Here is a 19136-nt window from a genome sequence, read left to right on the forward strand (position 1 = left end):
TCGGAGACAGGTTTTACTTTTCGAAACCACAGATGTTGTGTATAATCACTCAAAATAGAGACAGTCGGCTAGGAGTGATCCCCATGCAATGGAACGATCTGAGAGAACATAGACAATATCCTGAATTAACCAAATTGGATGGATCTCGTGCAGCGTATGAACGAGACTATTCGAGACTCATTCATTCACCGACCTTCCGTCGGTTACAGGGCAAATCGCAGGTGTTTGGCGCAGGAACGGGTGATTATTATCGTACTCGCTTGACCCATTCACTGGAGGTGGCACAGATTGCACGAGAGGCTGCCCGAAGTTTGATTCGCCGTTTTCCCGAGGTAGACTGGGACCGTGCGGATAACCCCGGCCTTATTATTGATTCAGAAGTGGTGGAGTGCGCTGCAATCGCACATGATTTTGGCCACCCGCCGTTTGGACATAAAGGTGAAGAGGTATTAGATGGTATTCTGGATGACCTCATTAACACCGAGGCTAAGAAAATCATGAAAAAAAGCCGCAGCGCCAAAGTTCCCAAGGTCGAGTCTGAAGTCCGTGCCGAGTTAAAACGGAAATACGAGCATTTTGAAGGCAATGCGCACAACTTCCGTCTCATTATGCACTTGGAGAAACGTGAAGATATCGACGGACTGAATCTGTCTGATGCGGTGTTACTAGGAATCAACAAATATCCGTACCCTGGGACAGAGAGCAAAAAAGGCATGTATCATCATGAGTGGCAATATATTCGGGAGATCCGTGATCGCTGGAACGTGCCGGCAGGCAAGAAGACGCTGGAAGCACAGTTAATGGACCTCTGCGACGATATTGCGTACTCCTCACATGACCTGGAGGATGGCATCAAAGCAGGCAAAATTGAAGTACATGAGCATTTCCTGCAAGATCCGCATGTGAATCGACTGATTGTGGATAAAATTACAACGCTGGAGGATCTGTTCTGGAACGGATGGACCCGAGAAGCGATTGGGCAAAAGGTAGAAGAGGTCCTCGCTTCGTTCCTGCGCATCTGGAATGAAAAGATGCCGTTCTGCGAGCACGATTACTCGCGTACCCGCCGTGAGGTGAAAGCCTACTGGGTGAGCTTTTTTGTAGGCAGTCTTGGCGTTATTGACGACGGCGACTGGAAGAAGGTAACCTTTGTCCGTGAAGGGGCTGAAGACCTCGATATGCTGCGTACGGTGAGTGTGCTCAAAAGTTTTGCCTGGGTAACCATGATTCGTGACCTGCGTGTGCAGCGGCTACAGAAGCGCAGTGAGTGGATGATTAAGCGATTATGGGATGCATTCCTCGATCCGGAAACGTCCAAATCCATTATTCCATCCGACTGGCTGCAGCGGTATGAGAAGGATCAAGCCAAAGCCCAGCCGATCTGGACTTGGGAACACATGGTGATCGATTATATCGCAGGAATGACGGATGCATTTGCCGAGAAAATATATAATGAACTCTACGGTCTGAAGGTGGGTTCGATCTACGATCTGGATTAAAATTAACCGATATAAAGGGAGATGAGACGCGTGGCTAAGCGAATGAGTGAGATGTTCAGTCTGGGCGTACTTGACCTTGTTCCAAGGTTGAACGATGCCACAGCGGAACGGGCGCTTCAACAATCGGTGACACTTGCGCAACATGCCGAGGCTTGGGGATACGCCCGATACTGGACGTCAGAGCATCATGATATGGCTGAACTGGCATCGGCCTCTCCTGAAGTACTGTTATCGCACATCGGAGCAAGGACAACAACGATCCAACTTGGCTCTGGTGCGGTCTTGTTGCCGCATTATAGCCCGCTCAAGGTTGCGGAGTCGTTCCGCCTGCTGGCTGTGCTTTATCCGGGGCGCATTGAGCTTGGGCTCGGACGTGCTCCTGGCGGTGGACCTCATGCCACGATGGCACTCAGTGGCAATTACTTGCAGCATGTGTCCAAGCTGCCTGAATCACTCGCAGCACTCACAGAACTGCTCGAAGACCGTTACATGTACGAGGATCATTCCGTGACAGCTCGTCCGATTCCCGAGCTCCCGTTATCACTCTGGATGTTGGGAACTAACGTGAAGAGTGCAGAATTTGCGGCACGGTTTGGCATGGGATATGTCTTTGGTCAATTCATGAGTGATGCCGATGGTAAAGAGGCTGTAAGGCGATACCGAGAAGGATTTATGCCTAGTGCAACGATGAAGGAGCCTGAGGTTATGGTGGCAGTGAGCGTATTGTGTGCCGAGTCAGAGACGGATGCTTTGGACTGGAGTCGTGACATGGCGGAGAGGCGCAAGCTGAATGGGAAAGAAAATTCAACTGAGCCGAATTCAAGTGGTACCGCGGTCTCTAATACGAATGATGAAGCCGTTAGTGATCAAAATGAATCGGTACGACACTATGCAGGTACACCTGAGCAGGTATGGGCTCGATTGCAACAGGTGAGTCGCAGGCTGGATACGGAGAGGTTGCTTCTGGTTACGGCAGGACCAGATTATGAGCGCAGGTTGGATTCATATCGATTGCTGGCTGAGCATAAGACAGCAATACTGAACTAGGCTGATCACTTTATGATGTTAGCCGTTGAAATCCGAACAAACCGAAGAGCTGCAGATCGGGACTTTACCGTATGCTGCAGCTCTTCGGTTTGGACTTTGTCAAGATTCAACAATCTTTTACAAAACCAAGCATCTTAATGACAAAATAATGTTATAATACTTTACGTCTATTTTCCTATCGATATAATATAGAGAAGTTCTTTTGACAAGAGGTCAAAAGAAGGGAAAACAATGACATAAGCACCTGAATTCGGGATGACCGAAGAGGTCAAGGGGGAAATCATATGTTCAGCAGATTTAAGATCAAGAGTATCGGTCTGCGTATCAGCATCGCGTTCTACTTGTTAATCCTCTGTTTAATTATTTTGAGTGTCACGATTGTCACCCGGATGAATTCAATTGAAACCAACACTAACGAAATTACGAACAATTGGATGCCATCAATCCAGCAAATTAACCGGTTAAATTATACCACAGAACATGTCCTGTCACTAAGTTATCGTCACTTTGACGCGGAAGAAACAGACAAGGCATTTTTGTCAGAAGAGCGTACCAAGTATATTCGTGAAACGACGCAGGCGATTAAAATCTATGATCAGCAGGAGAAGTCTGCGGAAGAGTTCGAACACTGGAATGCGTTCAAGAACAAATGGGAAGCGTATCTCAAGATTAATACGCAATCGATCAAGCTGAGTGATGAGGGTCAGACACAGCTGGCGAAGGAAGTAGCTGATAAAGGTGCTGATTCCTTTGACACCATGCAAGTCGATCTTGATTATCTTGTGGAATACAATCAGGAACAGTCCAATCTTGCGGCGGCCCAAACGATCAGATCGGTACAGGATGGTAGATTAATCATCATTATCGGTGTTCTTGTCATGATTGCCATTACAGCGATCAGCATTCCGATTATTCGTTCACAGGTCGTGAAACCACTGCTACGTGTCATTAGTGCGGTGAAACTGATTGCAGAAGGACAATTGAATGTTCAGGACATACATACCAAACATGAGGATGAAGTTGGTGTTCTGGCCAAAGCGGTGAATGACATGAAAGGTAACCTGACTTCCATGGTTCTGAGCGTCAGACGAATTGCGGAAGCTGTTAATCTACAAAGTGGGGAACTGGCAATATCCTCAGAAGAGGTTAAGATTGGTAGTCGCCAGATTGCTGTGACAATGGAAGAGTCAGCCAAGGCCGCAGAGAGCCAGGCAGAGACAGCCGTGGAATCAGCTCGTACGGTTGAAGTGTTGAATGATCACATTCAGAGTCATACGGAACAAGGCAGCCAGTTGCGCGTCATGTCGGATCGTGTACTGGAACAAGGGCTGAATGGTCGCAAGGTGATGGAACAGTCGGTGCAGCAGATGCAACAGATTTCCGGCTCGGTCTCGGCTTCCATGGACAAAATGGAACGGTTGAATCGTAAAAATGAAGATATTTCCAAGCTGGTTCAAGTCATTCATGACATTGCACGCCAAACCAATCTGCTGGCATTAAATGCCTCCATTGAGGCAGCGCGTGCGGGAGAGAGTGGACGCGGATTCGCCGTAGTGGCATCAGAAGTGAGGAAGTTATCTGAGGCTGTGCAGACTTCGGTTGAAGAGATCACGGCGATTACCGAGGATATTCAGCAGGAGTCACAAGGGGTGGTTGCGGAATTACGTACGAACGTTCAGGAGACCGAACTGGGTCAGCAACATGTGCTTACTTCAGGTCAACTCTTCCGTACAATTAACGAATCGGTGGAAGGCATGGTTGGTGTCATCGGCACTATGACAGATGGTCTCGCAGGCATGCAGGAAGCAAGCGGACGAATGAATGATTTCAGTCAGCAGATTTCCGCTGTTTCGGAACAATCGGCAGCGAGTGTGGAAGAAGTTTCTGCATCGGCGGAAGAGCAAGTAAGTTCTATGGAAACGATTAGCGGCAACATTCAAAGTCTGAAAGAATTATCGGAAGATTTGCTTACATCCATTGAAAAATTAAAAATATAAGCTTCTTCTTTTATATAGAAGAAGCTGGAATCACGCAGGCGGCTAATGGTGAGAAAGCAGTATGATATATGAGCTGTTGGCCTATAACGTTTACTGGCAAGAACGATTAGATTTCCAGTGTTATAATCTCAAAATAAAGTAAGGCGTTCCTCAACATGGGAACACCTTATTTTTTTTCTTCCAAATAGATACGTGCAAGGAAATGGATAGTTGTCTAGGAGCCTAACATTGTATACAATGACTACCTGAAAGCAAACGTATGAGTCGTATTTGATATGTCTTCAATGAGCTTACTATTTATATAGAAGAAACATGATTAATGAAGGAAGGAGAGGGGAATTTTGCCTGATGAGACACTTGGTATGTACGCTACTTCTGGGAAACACCTCTACACCTTTGCTTGCCACGAGAACGAGCAAGAATTATGCATGCTGGAGTTGACTACGCTGCTTGAACCGAGTTCGGAGATCCGTATGGATATGGGGTCGTATGTGTGGTCTGAACGATGTATTCCACCTGGACGCAGTCCTTTTATCCACGGCAGACTAGACGTGATCGGCGAAGGGGAGACTGTGATGGATCTGCTTCCTCTTGCCAAAAATATTCACCTGTTGCCAGATGAGACATTCAAGGTAGTTTGTCTAAAAGAAGGGGATCAAGCCCCTGATTATGCACAGTCTCGTCAACTGGAAAAAGAAGTTGGCATGTGCATTAAAGGCAAGGCACAGATGAAACAACCTAAGGTGACTTTCGGCCTAATCCGAACAGGAGAAAAATGGATCTTGGGCCAGTGGACAGAAGCGGATCGATCATGGCAGATTCATCGGCAGAAGCCGCAAAATTACTCAACTGGATTTGGCATCACGCTTGCGAGAGCGCTGGTTAACATTGCTGTTCCGAGAGTAGAAAACCATCGGTTGCTTGATCCATGCTGTGGTATGGGAACGGTTGTGATTGAGGCTTTATCCATGGGAATTGATGCAAAAGGTAACGATCTCAATCCGCTGGCTGTCCGAGGTGCGCGAATCAATCTGCCGCATTATGGATATGATTCAGATCGAATCACACTGGGGGATATGAATGAACTGCAAGATTTGTATGATGCGGCAATTCTGGACATGCCCTATAATCTCTGCTCTGTACTTCCCGATGCTGAGCAACGAGCCATGCTGGAGAGTTTGCGCAGATTGGCAAAACGGGCGGTGATTGTTTCCACAGAGTGGGTAGAAGAGCACTTGTTGGAAGCGGGATGGACTGTAAAAGAGTACCGAAAAGTACACAAAGGCACGTTTATACGTCATATTTGGCTGTGTATGTAAGCGTAAAAAAACAAAAACGCTACCTCTAAGGGAATTTAGATTTCCCAGAGGTAGCGTTTTTTATTGCGTACATATCCATTGATATCGTTGATCTGATTTGCACAATATTGCATGGGAACGGGTGTTTGTGTTAATATTTATGACTATAATCCACAAGGTTCAACGGCAGTGTATCGCCAGCGACGTAAGCTTCCAGATTTTTGATGAAAATATCGACTGCTCGATCCGCGTATTGCTCTGTACTTCCTGCGATGTGAGGCGTAATTAACACGTTATCCATGCCCCATAGCGGGTGGTCTGCAGGAAGAGGTTCTTCTTCGAACACGTCCAGTGCGGCGAAGGCAACTTGGCCGTTTTGGAGTGCATTCAGCAAGGCTTCCGTTTTCACACTGGGGCCACGGCCTACATTGACAAAGCAGGCACCGGATCGGAACTGCTCAAATGCAGTTTGATCATATATATGTTTGGTTTCATCAGTTAGCGGTAAAATGTTAATTACATAATCGCCCTGGCTCAAGGCTTCATGTAAACCGGTCATGTCGTACATTTGGTCCACATTGGGGACATCCTTACCTGAGCGGCGAACTCCGATTGTGCGCATGCCGAGTGCTTTGAGAATACGGGCTGTTTCCGTACCGATCTCACCTACACCAACGATGACCGCTGTTTTGCCATGCAGTTCCGGCAGTGGTTTGGCAGGAGCTTTCCATTCGACCTGCTGTTGATGCAGCATAGCTTTTCTCAGCCAGCGACTGTGGGATAACATCATGCCCAGAATAATTTCGGTGATTGGAATCGCGTGAACTCCATTTGCACTGGTGACCTGAACGTTCTTTTGTTGCAAATCTGCGAAGGGGAGATTGTCCACACCAGCAGACCAGACCTGAACCCACTTCAACAGGCTATCCTGTTTCAATGCATGTTCTGTGACGAGTGGGGACCAGCCGAGAATAATCTCAGCTTCTTTCAACTCAGCGGGGTCCAATTCCTTGGCTTTTCCGAATTTCAGGGTGTATCCTGGTGCAGTATTCTGAATTCGTTGTTGCTGTTCTTCGGATAGAGATGGAAAACATACAATTTTACCCATAATGTGTGGTCCTCCTGAGATAAATAGTTTGATGAGTTTGATGATTAAAGTGTATCAGATTTGGTGTTGGATGTGCATTAAGGTGGGAAATGCAGGAATCTAGCCTTATTTGCAAATGGTTATATTTGTGTCACTCTATACTTACCCAACTTGAAACGATATGTATAGTTATGAAATAATAGAGCGAACTTTAGAGAGGTGTATGCAATGAATAACCAATCACATCAGGATCATTCATCCCGACGGGAAAGATTGTTTGTAGCAATTCGTCTTCCTGTTGCTGTTCAGCAGTCTCTTCAGATGGATGCGAGGCTTGTACAGAACAAGCTAGATTTTCGTAAATGGACAGATCATAGAGATTATCATATAACCTTGCAATTTCTGGGGGATACGTTAGTTAGTGACATTGGGCACCTGCGAAAAGCATTGCGCTCAGCAGCAAGCGGATTTCAGCCGTTTGAACTTCAGCTTTCCGACTGGGGCACATTTGGACTTGAAGAAGCACCTAAGGTGCTTTGGAAGGGTGTTAGCGGAGAGATAGAGCGCTTGTTTTCATTGCAAAAACAAATCGTGCAGGCGACTTCGCCCCTGGGGTATGAAGCTGAATTAAGACCTTATGCTCCCCACATTACCATCGCCAGAAAATATCTGGGACAGCTTCCAGGTAATGAAAATAAAGGGGTATCTGGAGTGCTTCCGGAACATTCCACAGGTGTTAATTCATGGATGGTGGAGGACATTGTACTTTATGTGACAAGGCTGGGACAATTGCCAATGTATGAGGTCGTGGATACGTTCACTTTTTCCTGATAATCATTTTTATGCCATAAAATCACATTGACATAACGTTTATCCCTATGTAATATTAGCCATCGTTATTCAAATTCTTTTTTTTGGGTTACTTAGTTAAGGGAATTGTTTCGACAGGAGGAATCTTCGAATGAACATTATAAGCAAAAATCGTTGGGTAGCACCGATGTTATCAGTGCTGCTTGTATGTATAGTGGGGGTAAATGTCGTTCAGGCGACGGGGAAGTGGAATGAAGCTAGTGATAGTAAACAGATGACCGAACTTACGGCTTCTGTGCAAAATAACCAAACATCTACGCAAGAAGAGAGGCGCATGATGGAAGATGGGACAAGTCTGTCCTCTAATCTGTCTGCCCAAACCGTAGCGTGGACTGAATCTCTGCCAGCGAAGAACTGGCTTACGACTGCTCAAGAAGAGCAGGAACTGCAAGAAGCCAAGGCCAAGAACAAAGCTAGAGCGGTAGCTGCGGCCAAAGCAAAAAAAGAAGCTGCACTGAAATTGGCCAAAGTGAAACGTGCCAAAGAAGTCGCTGCTGTAACAACTCCCCCCCAAAAACTATACTTTACACGGACCAAACTTCTGAACCAGGAAGACTCGAAACTTGCAACCTGGTCATACAGTGTGTCCGATAAAGAACTGCATCTGCTGCAAAAAATTGTCATGGCAGAAGCGGAAGGTGAACCGTACGAAGGCAAAGTGGCAGTTGCCAATGTTGTCTTAAACCGGCTACGGTCAGCCAATTTTCCCGATACCATTTACAAGGTCATCTATCAGAAATCCCAGTTTAGTCCTGTAGCGAACGGACGTATGAAACGTGTGGTTCCCAACGAGGACAGCATCAAAGCAGTGAATGCTGCGTTGAATGGGAAGAAGGAAGTTGCCGATGATACGTATTATTTTTTATCATTGACGCTTGCCGACGATCTGACAGTTGCTCGCTCGCAGAAAAAAGTAAAAACGATCGGTCATCATACTTTTTACAAGTAATCGACCCGTAAATTCTGCAAACAGGCAGGGTAGTTAACTGTGTGTGCTTCACACGGCCCTTGAAAAAGCCTGAATCGTAGTTTTATTTCGTTATTAAAAAATATCGTTATACTCTAAATTACCCTTTTTTCTGCCAAATCATACGGTGGAATTAGTGAAAATAAAAGAAGGTTCCCTTCCAAAAATTCGGAAGGGAACCTTCTTTGTATATCGTGAGCAATTGTCTTGTCCCCTATAACACCTCGTGAGAGCTGTTCTATAGGTCCGTAGAGGCGTCAGAATGGTATTCTGGTACCTGACAAGGACGTGGCAGTAATTCCGGCTGTGAAGCGCTCCACGGAGGTTGTTGTGACTTCGGCTGTCGTCGGAAACAATAAGTCATGAACAGCTTGAGCACAGCACTTCGGATCATAGACCGAATGGTTACCTGAATGATGCGCTACGTTCAGCGGGCTTTCAGTTTGAGTAGATGCCTGCTCCACTAGTTGTCTGAAACGATTGGTGATCACGTCGGCAGAGTGAATGACGTGGCCGTATCCGGCTTGTACAAAGTATTCACAGTTCTCTTCCTCTTGACCTGCAATCGGAGGAATGAACAACATCGGTAGACCCTTGGCCAACGCTTCAGTGCATGTCATGCCACCTGGCTTCGTAATCAGCACATCGGATACATCCATCAGTTTGCTTACTTCCCGTGTATATCCCAGAATACGAATATTCGGGTGCTGGAAGCAAGGCATTTCCTTCATTTTTGCGATCATTTTTTCATTGCTTCCTAGACAGAAGACCAATTGAACACGATCTGCCCAAGACGTGAGAGCTTTCATATGATCCTCATCAAACGAAAGTCCCCATCCACCACCCATAAGTAGCGCTGTAGGCATGTTCTGAAGCCCCATCTCTTCCCGTAGCTTCACTTTATCTCCAGCTTCCCAGAAGTCTGGATGCACAGGGATTCCCGTGATCTGAATATGGGAGGGATCTACACCCCGGATTTCAAGCAATGCTTTGACCTGAGGGGTAGAGACCAGATATTTGTTCACTTCCGGATTAATCCATGTTCCGTGCACGTCATAATCCGTCACGACCGTATAGAGCGGGATATTCAGACCCTGGCGTTTGAGCCGGGAGATGACAGCATTCGGAAAAGGATGGGTACAGATCACCGCATCGGGTTTCAGTTGGGATACGACCTGTGCCGTCTGTGTATAGAAAATTCGGTGCAACGCCAGCTTGGTAAAACCATTTAATGATTTATTGTACTGTGTGCGGTACAACAGGCTGACCAGTTTGGGTTGAACCGATAGTGTCTTTCGATATGCAGAGAAAATTAGTGGAGCTACCGTTGGGTTCAAAAATTTGCCTAGTTCAATGACACGACTGTGAACATGTGGACTGACTTTTTTGATGCCATGTGCCAGCGCATGAGCGGCCTGAGTGTGACCGGTACCGAAACCTTCCGATAATAAGAGCACTCTTGGTTTTCGCATGAGTTCACCTTTATTCATAAGTTTTAATTCAAAAAGAAGATATTCATTGTTTATTCTAGCTATGGAATGCGTTACTACATGAATATACATTGAAGCACAAAATCATGTTTCTTCTATAAATATTTACACCATATATCTTACAATGAGACAACTTAAACTTCATTATATACACGTATTATCTGAGTCATCTTACACTATAGACGACGACAGAAGGAGTTTCCACTGCATTTAGGTTAAAAAATATTAACACAATTTTTAAAATGTTAGGGTTGCAATCTGTTTTAGAAGGTGGTATTGTAGTTTTTGACCGAATGACTGAATTGTATTTCTGGTCATTTATGTAGAGCGATTGAACAATGAATGTGATTAAAGGAGGGATTAGATGGCTCCGATTGACAGGAGACAGCAGGTTATTCATGCAGCAGCCCAGTCGTTTGCCATGTTTGGATACAAAGCAACGACGATGGATCAGGTCGCCAAGATTGCGAACGTTGGCAAAGGAACGATCTATACGTTTTTCACCAATAAGGAACAATTGTTTGATCAGATCCTGGTAGAAGTGATTCAGGAAATGAAGAACATCGCGCATCGTGAAGTACATCAGGAAAGTGCATTTTTCGATAATCTGTTTCGGGTACTGGATGCCTTGTTAGAGTTTCGTCGTGATCACGATCTGCTCGTTAAGTTATCTCAGGAGCTGAAGGACTTTGGAACACTGCAGGCCAAGGAAGGCTTGGACAAGGTGGAGAAAGTAATCTCCGACTTTCTGGCTAAGGAGCTTGAGAAAGCGAAAGACAATGGAGAGATTCGAGATTGTGATCCGCAAGTCGTCGCATTTATGATGATTCGCCTGTATATTGCACTCACCTCAGACTGGAGCAAACAACATCAACCGCTGAGCAAAGAGGAAATTAAGACTTACTTTCGCCTTTTCTTAATGGAAGGAATTGCTGCTGTAACGTAATCCAAATTTAATCTACTATAATATAAGGATTTTCACGCGTATCAAGCAGGGAGGCTTGTCGGAAGACAGGTTGTTTTTTTGTCCTAAAGTGACCGTTTGAGGAAAGTGGTCACTTCGTGTTTCAGTATGTTTTCTGGAATGCGACATTGTATTTCATTATGGTTATTCCTGCTCATTGAGCAGAGAGATTAAGGGGAGAAAATGACATGAAATCTTTATCCGTGTTTTTCAAGGATGTGGGATCGGCCGTGAGAAACCCGAAGGTGTTGATCCCTGTTATTGCAATTATGTTTATACCGATCCTGTATAGTGGCATCTATCTGGCAGCCTATTGGGACCCGTATGGTCATGTGGATGAGATGCCGGTTGCCGTTGTCAATCTGGATAAAGGTGCTGAGCTGGAGGGCAAATCCCTCCATGTAGGTAGTGATCTGGTGGATGAGCTGAAGAAAAATGGCGATTTTAAATGGGACTTTGTCAGTGCCAGTCAAGCCAAAGAAGGCATGAGTAATGACAAATATTATATGCAAATTACGATTCCGGAGAACTTCTCATCTCAGGCAACAACATTGCTGGATGACAAGCCGGAGCCGGCTGATCTGATCTATGAACCGAATGGCAATTACAGTTTTGTTGGTGCACAGATCGGTAAGACCGCTATTAAGGACCTGAAAGCAAAAGTCTCAGCCAAAGTAACGGAATCCTATGCAGAGACATTGCTCGACAAGTTCTCCGAAGTATCGGATGGCTTGGCTGAGGCAGGCGATGGGGCGGGTGAACTGAATACCGGTGCAGGCAAACTGGATGATGGTGCTGTTAAGCTCAAGGATAACCTGGCGAAGCTTGCATCCGGAACGCTTGAACTTCAGGAAGGACTTTCTCCATTAAGTGATGGTGTTAACGCGTTGCACACAGGGGCAACCAAGCTTGAAAGTGGAACATCAAATCTTGTATCCGGTCTGCAACAGCTTCAGGCAGCTGCTTCGAGCCAGCTTCAGAGCGGAGCAGATCAGTTGAAGGATGGCAGCGCCAAGTTGGAAACTGGACTCCAGTCTTCACTGGATGGCACAAGTAAGTTGCAGGCTGGTCTGAAATCATCAGAACAGGGCAGTGCGAAGCTGTCGGATGGTCTGCAAAGTGCTGTTCAGGGCAGTGGTACACTGGCAACAGGCCTGCAATCGGCTGTAGATGGCAGTTCCAAGGTTGCTGATGGTGCACAGGGCGTAGCCGCCGGATTGAAACAGCTTGCTGCATCGAACCCCGAACTGGCCGAAAATGCGGATGTACAGAAACTGCTTGCGGCAAGTGAGGCTGTTGCTGACGGCAGTGCACAACTGCATGAGAGTGAGCAGAAGCTGGCACAAGGTGCAGATCAGCTACATCAGGGCAACCAGCAACTGGCTGCGGGTGCAACTGAGCTTCATGGAGGTCAGGAGCAACTTCTTGCTGGTGCGAACCAGCTGGTGGATGGTCAGAAACAATTGCTGGCTGGTGCAGGGCAGCTTAGTCAAGGAGGAGCGAAACTCTCCGATGGTCTGAAGCAGTTCAGCGGCAAATTGGGTGATGCTGCAAGTGGCGGTACATTGCTTGCAGATGGTGCCAAGCAACTGGGCTCAGGAACAACAGCTTTGCAAACGGGTGTAGGTAAACTCAGTGGTGGCGTTAGTTCACTAACCGATGGTTCCAAGCAATTGGGTGATGGCGCGGGCAAACTGGCTGACGGCCTTACTGAGCTAAAAGATGGCTCGAGTGAATTGGAAACCAAGCTGAATGATGCCGCACAGAAAACATCCGAAGTTAAGAAAACGGATGATGTAGTGAACATGTTCGCTGAACCGGTAAACTCCTCGGAGAATACAGCAGAGAACGTGAGCAATTATGGTACAGGATTGACACCGTTCTTCCTGTCAATCGGTCTGTTTGTGGGATCGTTGATTTCCACGATTGTATTGAAAATGCGGGAAACGTCCGTACCTGGTGCAACAGGCTGGAATCGTTTTGTCAGCCGGACACTGGTATTTGGGTCCGTAAGTATTTTCCAATCAGTTATCGTGGCAAGTTTCATGTTATATGGTCTTGGACTGGAGACGCACAGCGTAGGGCTGTTCTATCTGTTTACCATTATTACGGGGCTGACCTTCATGTTGATCGTTCAGGCACTTGTAACCTGGCTGGATCTGCCTGGACGTTATGTTGTCATTCTGCTTCTGGTCTTCCAGCTTGCGGCTAGTGCAGGAACCTTCCCGGTAGAACTGATTCCATCATGGCTTCAGGCATTTAGCCCTTGGTTGCCAATGACACACAGCATTATGGGCTTCAAAGCCGTAGTATCGAGTGGTAATCTGGATGTGATGTGGCATCAGGCAGGTATTCTTAGCATCTATGCAGGTGTATCCATTCTGCTGACGCTTGCTTACTTCCTCTGGAATGGCAGACGTCCGAAAAAAGAAGTCGAACAGGCTGATTCTGGTCAAGTTGTGACGGCATAAGTCGAACCTGATCTTCAGCAGGGTCATATTTTTGAAAAAAAACTTTATTTTCTTGTAGTGAAATTATGCAATATAGTAGTCAAATAGTGCAAATAGCCTGTGACCCTAAAAAGGGGTTGCAGGCTATTTTGTATACAAATGCATAGAGAAGTAAAGTTTCGCTGGCTTAAGCAGTGAAAATTTGGTGGAATTATGGATAAACGTAGGCGGCACATGGAACGATTTTCTTCTGTCAGCAATTTAATTCAGTTGTACTCTGGCTTAAAAAGTGTATAATTATTCGAAAAAGAGATGAATTTAAACGTCACTACTGTAAAGCTGTACTGCAAAACATTTCTTATCAGAGGTATTAAAAAGTTTAAATTGCGCTGATGTTAGGTCGGTGTTAAAATAATAGAACTATATCAAAAAAACGTCGCTCCATTTCAGTAGCCGTGCCAGCGGCTGCGTGTTGATTTATACAGGCTGTTTGCCGGATCGTCCGGATCAGCTCATCTCATTTAATGGCTTCTGCCCAATAGCAGGCATTATTTTTGACAGTCTCATGCTGTCACCTCTTCTATCTAGCAGGCTCTATCGCAAGCGAAAGGCCAGCTCCTCCCGTTTCATTGTTGCCTGTTGCCTATGTTCTTGATCTTTCCGAAATACTTCATTATAGAAAGGTTGCGTTCCATGAGACACATCGGATTACCTCCAAAACAGGGTCTGTATGACCCGCAGTTCGAAAAAGACGCATGCGGAATGGGTTTTGTTGCCAACATCAAAGGAGTACCTTCACACGATATCGTTAGTCAGGCACTGACCATGCTTAGTAACATGGAACACCGTGGAGGACAGGGAAGTGAGCCGAATTCCGGTGACGGAGCAGGTATCCTGATTCAGATTCCACATCGCTTCTTTGCACAGGAAGCGAAACGCCTTGGTTTTGCATTGCCTGAACAGGGATTCTATGGCGTAGGGATGTTGTTCCTTTCCCAGGACCCTGCCATTCGCAGTGCGCATGAAGAGAGCCTTAAGAAGATTATTGAAGAAGAAGGTCAGACGTTCCTGGGTTTCCGGGATGTTCCTACTTTTGATGAAATGCTTGGCCGTTCTGCGCTTGCAGCAAAACCTTATGTACGTCAGGTGTTTATTGGAAGATCCGCAGATGTGAAGGATGAGCTTGGATTCGAGCGTAAGCTGTATGTTATTCGCAGACGCGCTGAGCTGGCTATTCGTTATTCCGCAGATGAAGCAGAAGGTGGTTCGTTCTACCTTCCGAGCATGTCTTGTCGCAAAATTGTATATAAAGGCATGCTGACAACTGAACAAGTTGGCGGGTTCTATCTGGATCTGCAGGAAGAACTCGTGGAATCGGCCATTGGACTTGTGCATTCCCGTTTCAGTACCAACACCTTCCCCAGCTGGGAACGTGCCCACCCGTATCGCTTCATGATCCACAACGGTGAGATCAATACGATGCGTGGTAACGTGAACTGGATGCATGCACGGCAATCCTTGTTCGAGAGCGAGTTGTTTGGTAACGACATCGCGAAAGTAAAACCGGTTATCAATCCGGACGGTTCGGATACAGCCATGTTTGATAACACGCTGGAGTTCCTGTATCTGAGTGGTCGTTCCCTGCCACACGTGGCGATGATGATGGTTCCTGAACCTTGGAGCACAGATGAGGGCATGGACCCTGCCAAAAAAGCATTTTATGAATATCACAGCACGATGATGGAGCCTTGGGATGGACCAGCAGCAATGGCCTTTACAGATGGTTTGCAAATTGGTGCAACACTTGACCGTAATGGATTGCGTCCAGCTCGTTATTATGTAACCAAGGATGACCGTATTATCCTGTCCTCCGAAGTTGGGGTACTTGATATTGCGCCGGAAGAGATCCTGTACAAAGATCGTCTGCGTCCAGGTCGGATGTTGCTTGTGGATACACAAGAAGGCCGCATCATCGCGGATGAGGAAGTAAAAGCAATCATTGCAGCCGAGAATCCGTATCAGGATTGGCTTGATGAGCATTTGATGGATCTGAGCGAGTTGCCGGACGCACCGGAACTTCCTGATCCAAAACATGATAACGTGACCCAGCTTCAGCTCGCTTATGGTTATACATTTGAAGAACTACGTAAAATCCTGGAGCCGATGGCAACAACCGGTATGGAAGCTACGGGCTCGATGGGTTATGATGCACCGCTGGCTGTGCTGTCCGATCGTCCACAGCGTCTGTACAACTACTTTAAACAGATGTTCGCCCAGGTAACCAACCCGCCAATCGATGCAATCCGTGAAGAGATTGTAACGTCTACGGCAACAACCATTGGTCCTGAGCGCAACTTGCTGAACCCTGAACCGGAGAGTTGTCGCCAGATCCGTCTGGATACACCGGTATTGTCTAATGAAGACTTTGCGAAGATTCGCCATGTGCGTCGCCCAGGCTTCCGCTCCATGACGATTCCAATCTTCTTCACCGCTGCGGAAGGGGCAGAAGGACTTCGCAAAGCGATGGATTTGCTCTTCGAAGCTGCAGATCGTGTCATCGACAAAGGTCATAACATTCTGATCCTGTCTGACCGCGGTGTGGACGCAGAGAATGCTGCCATTCCTGCATTGCTTGCTGTAGCAGGTCTGCATCACCATCTGATTCGCCAGGGAACCAGAACCAAAGTCAGCATTATGCTTGAATCGGCAGAACCGCGTGATATTCACCACTACGCGTTGCTGCTGGGTTATGGTGTAAGTGCGGTGAACCCTTATCTGGCCTTTGAAACGCTGGATGACATGATTCAGCAAGGATTGCTGCGTGGTATCTCGCATGAGAAAGCAGTGAAAAACTACATTAAAGCAGCTACCAAAGGCGTTACTAAAGTGTTGTCCAAAATGGGGATTTCTACGATTCAATCGTATCGTGGAGCTCAAATCTTCGAAGCGGTGGGTCTGAAATCAGACTTCGTTGACCGTTACTTTACCTGGACACCTTCCCGTATCGGTGGAATTGGGTTGGAAGAAGTGGCAGCCGAAGCGTTGACACATCATAACCGTGCCTTTACGGAAAAAGACGGTAACGATAAAGTATTGGATTCCGGTGGGGATTATCAATGGCGTAACGACGGAGAAGAGCATCTGTTCAATCCGCAAACCATTCATACCCTGCAACATGCGGTACGCACTGGGGATTACAAGCTGTATAAAAAATATTCCAAACTTGTGCAAGGTGAGAATGATCAATTGTTGACCATTCGCTCCATGCTGAAGCTGAAACCGGTAGGAGCTTCCATTCCACTCGAAGAAGTTGAATCCGTAGAAGATATCATGCGTCGATTCAAAACAGGTGCAATGTCCTTCGGTTCGATCAGTAAAGAGGCGCATGAAGATCTTGCCATCGCTATGAACCGTGTTGGAGGTAAATCCAATACCGGTGAAGGTGGAGAAGATCCGGCTCGCTTCATTAAAGATAGCAACGGGGATTCCCGTCGCAGTGCGATTAAACAGGTAGCATCCGGACGTTTTGGTGTTACATCCAACTATTTGGTTAATGCCGATGAGATTCAGATTAAAATGGCTCAGGGAGCTAAACCAGGTGAAGGCGGACAGCTGCCAGGACGTAAAGTGTATCCTTGGGTTGCTGAAGTTCGTGGATCTACACCGGGTGTAGGTCTGATCTCGCCACCACCGCATCACGATATCTACTCAATCGAAGATCTGGCAGAGTTGATCTATGACTTGAAAAATGCCAATCCGCGTGCTGAGATTAACGTGAAGCTGGTATCGGAAGTGGGTGTGGGTACCATCGCAGCTGGTGTAGCCAAAGGCCGTGCCGATATTATCCTTGTCAGCGGTTATGACGGTGGTACAGGTGCATCGCCGCAAGGTTCGATTCGCCACGCAGGTATGCCTTGGGAACTAGGTCTTGCAGAGACACATCAAACGTTGATGTTGAACAATCTGCGTGACCGTGTTGTCCTCGAAACAGATGGCAAAATGCTTAACGGCCGTGACCTGGCGATTGCTGCCTTGCTAGGAGCAGAAGAGTATGGATTCTCTACGGCACCGCTCGTTGCACTTGGCTGTATCATGATGCGTGTCTGTCAGATGGATACCTGTCCGGTTGGTGTAGCGACACAGAATCCGGAATTGCGTAAAAATTATATGGGTGATCCAGCTCATGTGGTTAACTTCATGCGATTTGTTGCTGAAGATGTGCGTGAGATCATGGCTGATCTTGGTTTCCGTACTATTCAGGAGATGGTCGGACGTACAGATTGCCTCGAAACGGTAGAAGCCGTAGATCACTGGAAGAAAAAAGGTGTGGATCTGTCTGTATTGCTGCACGTGCCTGAAATGCCGGAAGGTTCTGCACGTTACCGTACACAGCATCAGAATCACCAATTGGAAGAAACGCTGGATATGCAACAATTGTTGCCACTGGCACAGGCTGCTATTGAATCCAGTCAACCGGTTGAAGCGGTGCTTCCAATTACAAACGTTAACCGTGCAGTAGGTACCATTTTGGGTAGTGAGATCACACGCAAATATGGACTCGCAGGATTGCCTGAAGATACGGTTAAATTTAAGTTTGTCGGCTCTGCCGGACAAAGCTTTGGGGCCTTTGTACCTAAAGGTATGACCTTGACCGTTGAAGGGGATTCCAATGACTACGTAGGTAAAGGACTGTCCGGAGGTAAACTGATCGTGATGCCTTCTCCGAAAGCAACGTTTGAGGCGGAAGATAACATCATTATTGGTAATACGGCTCTCTACGGAGCAACAAGCGGTGAAGCGTATATCCGTGGTATTGCGGGTGAGCGATTTGCTGTACGTAACTCGGGCGCCAAAGTAGTTGTTGAAGGTGTAGGCGACCATGGTTGTGAGTATATGACAGGTGGACGTGTCGTTGTACTGGGCGATACAGGTCGTAACTTTGCAGCAGGGATGTCCGGAGGTATTGCCTATGTGTATGATCCGGAAGGCACATTCCTGAAACGTTGTAATCTGGAAATGGTTCTTTTGGAGCGTATCGAAGATGTGGCAGAAAGTGCAGATCTGCGAGGCATGATTCAACGTCATGTTGCCAACACAGGAAGTGCTGTCGGTCAGCGCGTTCTGGATAACTGGCAAGATGCGCTGAATCAGTTCGTTCGGGTTATTCCGAAGGACTTCAAACGTATGACAGAACAGATCGAACGGATTCAGGCAACAGGTTTGACTGGAGAAGCAGCGCTGCTTGCAGCGTTTGAAGCGAATATGCGTGAACTTGCACGTGCTGGAGGTTAATAACTTCCTTGTTCAAAGTTATAAGTGCATGAACAGGTTGTATTAAGAATAATAGGAGCAATATGGTTGCCATTCCGGCACCATATTGCTCCTATTTTGCTTTCGACAAAATTAGAACCCCATCAAAAAACGTTATCGCCATGAGACGACAACATCGAGGAACTTTCTCAAGTAT

At 46.7% G+C, this 19136-nt stretch carries 11 protein-coding genes; 9 read left to right on the forward strand and 2 right to left on the reverse strand.

Annotation, left to right across the window (positions count from 1 at the left end; all coding sequences use genetic code 11):
- Positions 1-83 precede the first annotated feature (83 nt).
- From dgt to MKY01_RS06635, 4 genes are all read left to right on the forward strand, one after another.
- On the forward strand, positions 84-1499 hold the full coding sequence (gene dgt / locus MKY01_RS06620; RefSeq protein ID WP_076209597.1) for a dGTP triphosphohydrolase: 1416 nt from the start codon (positions 84-86) through the stop codon (positions 1497-1499).
- A 42-nt stretch (positions 1500-1541) separates the two neighbouring features.
- Complete coding sequence (locus MKY01_RS06625; RefSeq protein WP_339287109.1) at positions 1542-2546, forward strand: MsnO8 family LLM class oxidoreductase; 1005 nt, start codon at positions 1542-1544, stop codon at positions 2544-2546.
- Between the two features lie 284 nt (positions 2547-2830).
- On the forward strand, positions 2831-4543 hold the full coding sequence (locus MKY01_RS06630; protein ID WP_339285940.1) for a methyl-accepting chemotaxis protein: 1713 nt from the start codon (positions 2831-2833) through the stop codon (positions 4541-4543).
- A 341-nt stretch (positions 4544-4884) separates the two neighbouring features.
- Positions 4885-5862: an RsmD family RNA methyltransferase gene (locus MKY01_RS06635; RefSeq protein ID WP_339285942.1), complete on the forward strand. Its 978-nt coding sequence runs from the start codon at positions 4885-4887 to the stop codon at positions 5860-5862.
- A gap of 130 nt (positions 5863-5992) precedes the next feature.
- Here the strand turns inward: MKY01_RS06635 and MKY01_RS06640 are convergent, their stop codons facing one another.
- A complete protein-coding gene (locus tag MKY01_RS06640) occupies positions 5993-6949 on the reverse strand; it encodes a D-2-hydroxyacid dehydrogenase (protein ID WP_339285944.1) in 957 nt (318 codons plus the stop codon).
- 207 nt (positions 6950-7156) lie between these two features.
- Between MKY01_RS06640 and thpR the strand changes: the two genes are divergently transcribed.
- The gene (gene thpR / locus MKY01_RS06645) at positions 7157-7759 is read left to right on the forward strand and encodes an RNA 2',3'-cyclic phosphodiesterase (protein WP_339285946.1); all 603 of its coding nucleotides are present in this window, start codon (positions 7157-7159) and stop codon (positions 7757-7759) included.
- A gap of 130 nt (positions 7760-7889) precedes the next feature.
- A complete protein-coding gene (locus MKY01_RS06650; protein WP_036611353.1) occupies positions 7890-8747 on the forward strand; it encodes a cell wall hydrolase in 858 nt (285 codons plus the stop codon).
- Between the two features lie 275 nt (positions 8748-9022).
- Here the strand turns inward: MKY01_RS06650 and MKY01_RS06655 are convergent, their stop codons facing one another.
- On the reverse strand, positions 9023-10237 hold the full coding sequence (locus MKY01_RS06655; protein ID WP_339285948.1) for a glycosyltransferase: 1215 nt from the start codon (positions 10235-10237) through the stop codon (positions 9023-9025).
- A 382-nt stretch (positions 10238-10619) separates the two neighbouring features.
- On the opposite strand from MKY01_RS06655, the gene MKY01_RS06660 reads away from it, so the two are divergent.
- From MKY01_RS06660 to gltB, 3 genes are all read left to right on the forward strand, one after another.
- The gene (locus tag MKY01_RS06660; RefSeq protein ID WP_036611349.1) at positions 10620-11201 is read left to right on the forward strand and encodes a TetR/AcrR family transcriptional regulator; all 582 of its coding nucleotides are present in this window, start codon (positions 10620-10622) and stop codon (positions 11199-11201) included.
- Positions 11202-11407: 206 nt separating this feature from the next.
- Entirely contained in the window at positions 11408-13690 is a 2283-nt protein-coding gene (locus tag MKY01_RS06665; protein ID WP_127551241.1) for a YhgE/Pip domain-containing protein, read from the forward strand.
- Positions 13691-14362: 672 nt separating this feature from the next.
- Positions 14363-18961 (forward strand): glutamate synthase large subunit, encoded by a 4599-nt coding sequence (gene gltB / locus MKY01_RS06670; protein WP_339285950.1) that lies wholly within the window; start codon positions 14363-14365, stop codon positions 18959-18961.
- The last annotated feature ends 175 nt before the right edge of the window (positions 18962-19136 follow it).

This window comes from Paenibacillus sp. FSL R5-0486 (genome assembly GCF_037975155.1).
In the GTDB taxonomy this organism is placed as follows: Bacteria; Bacillota; Bacilli; order Paenibacillales; family Paenibacillaceae; genus Paenibacillus; species Paenibacillus amylolyticus.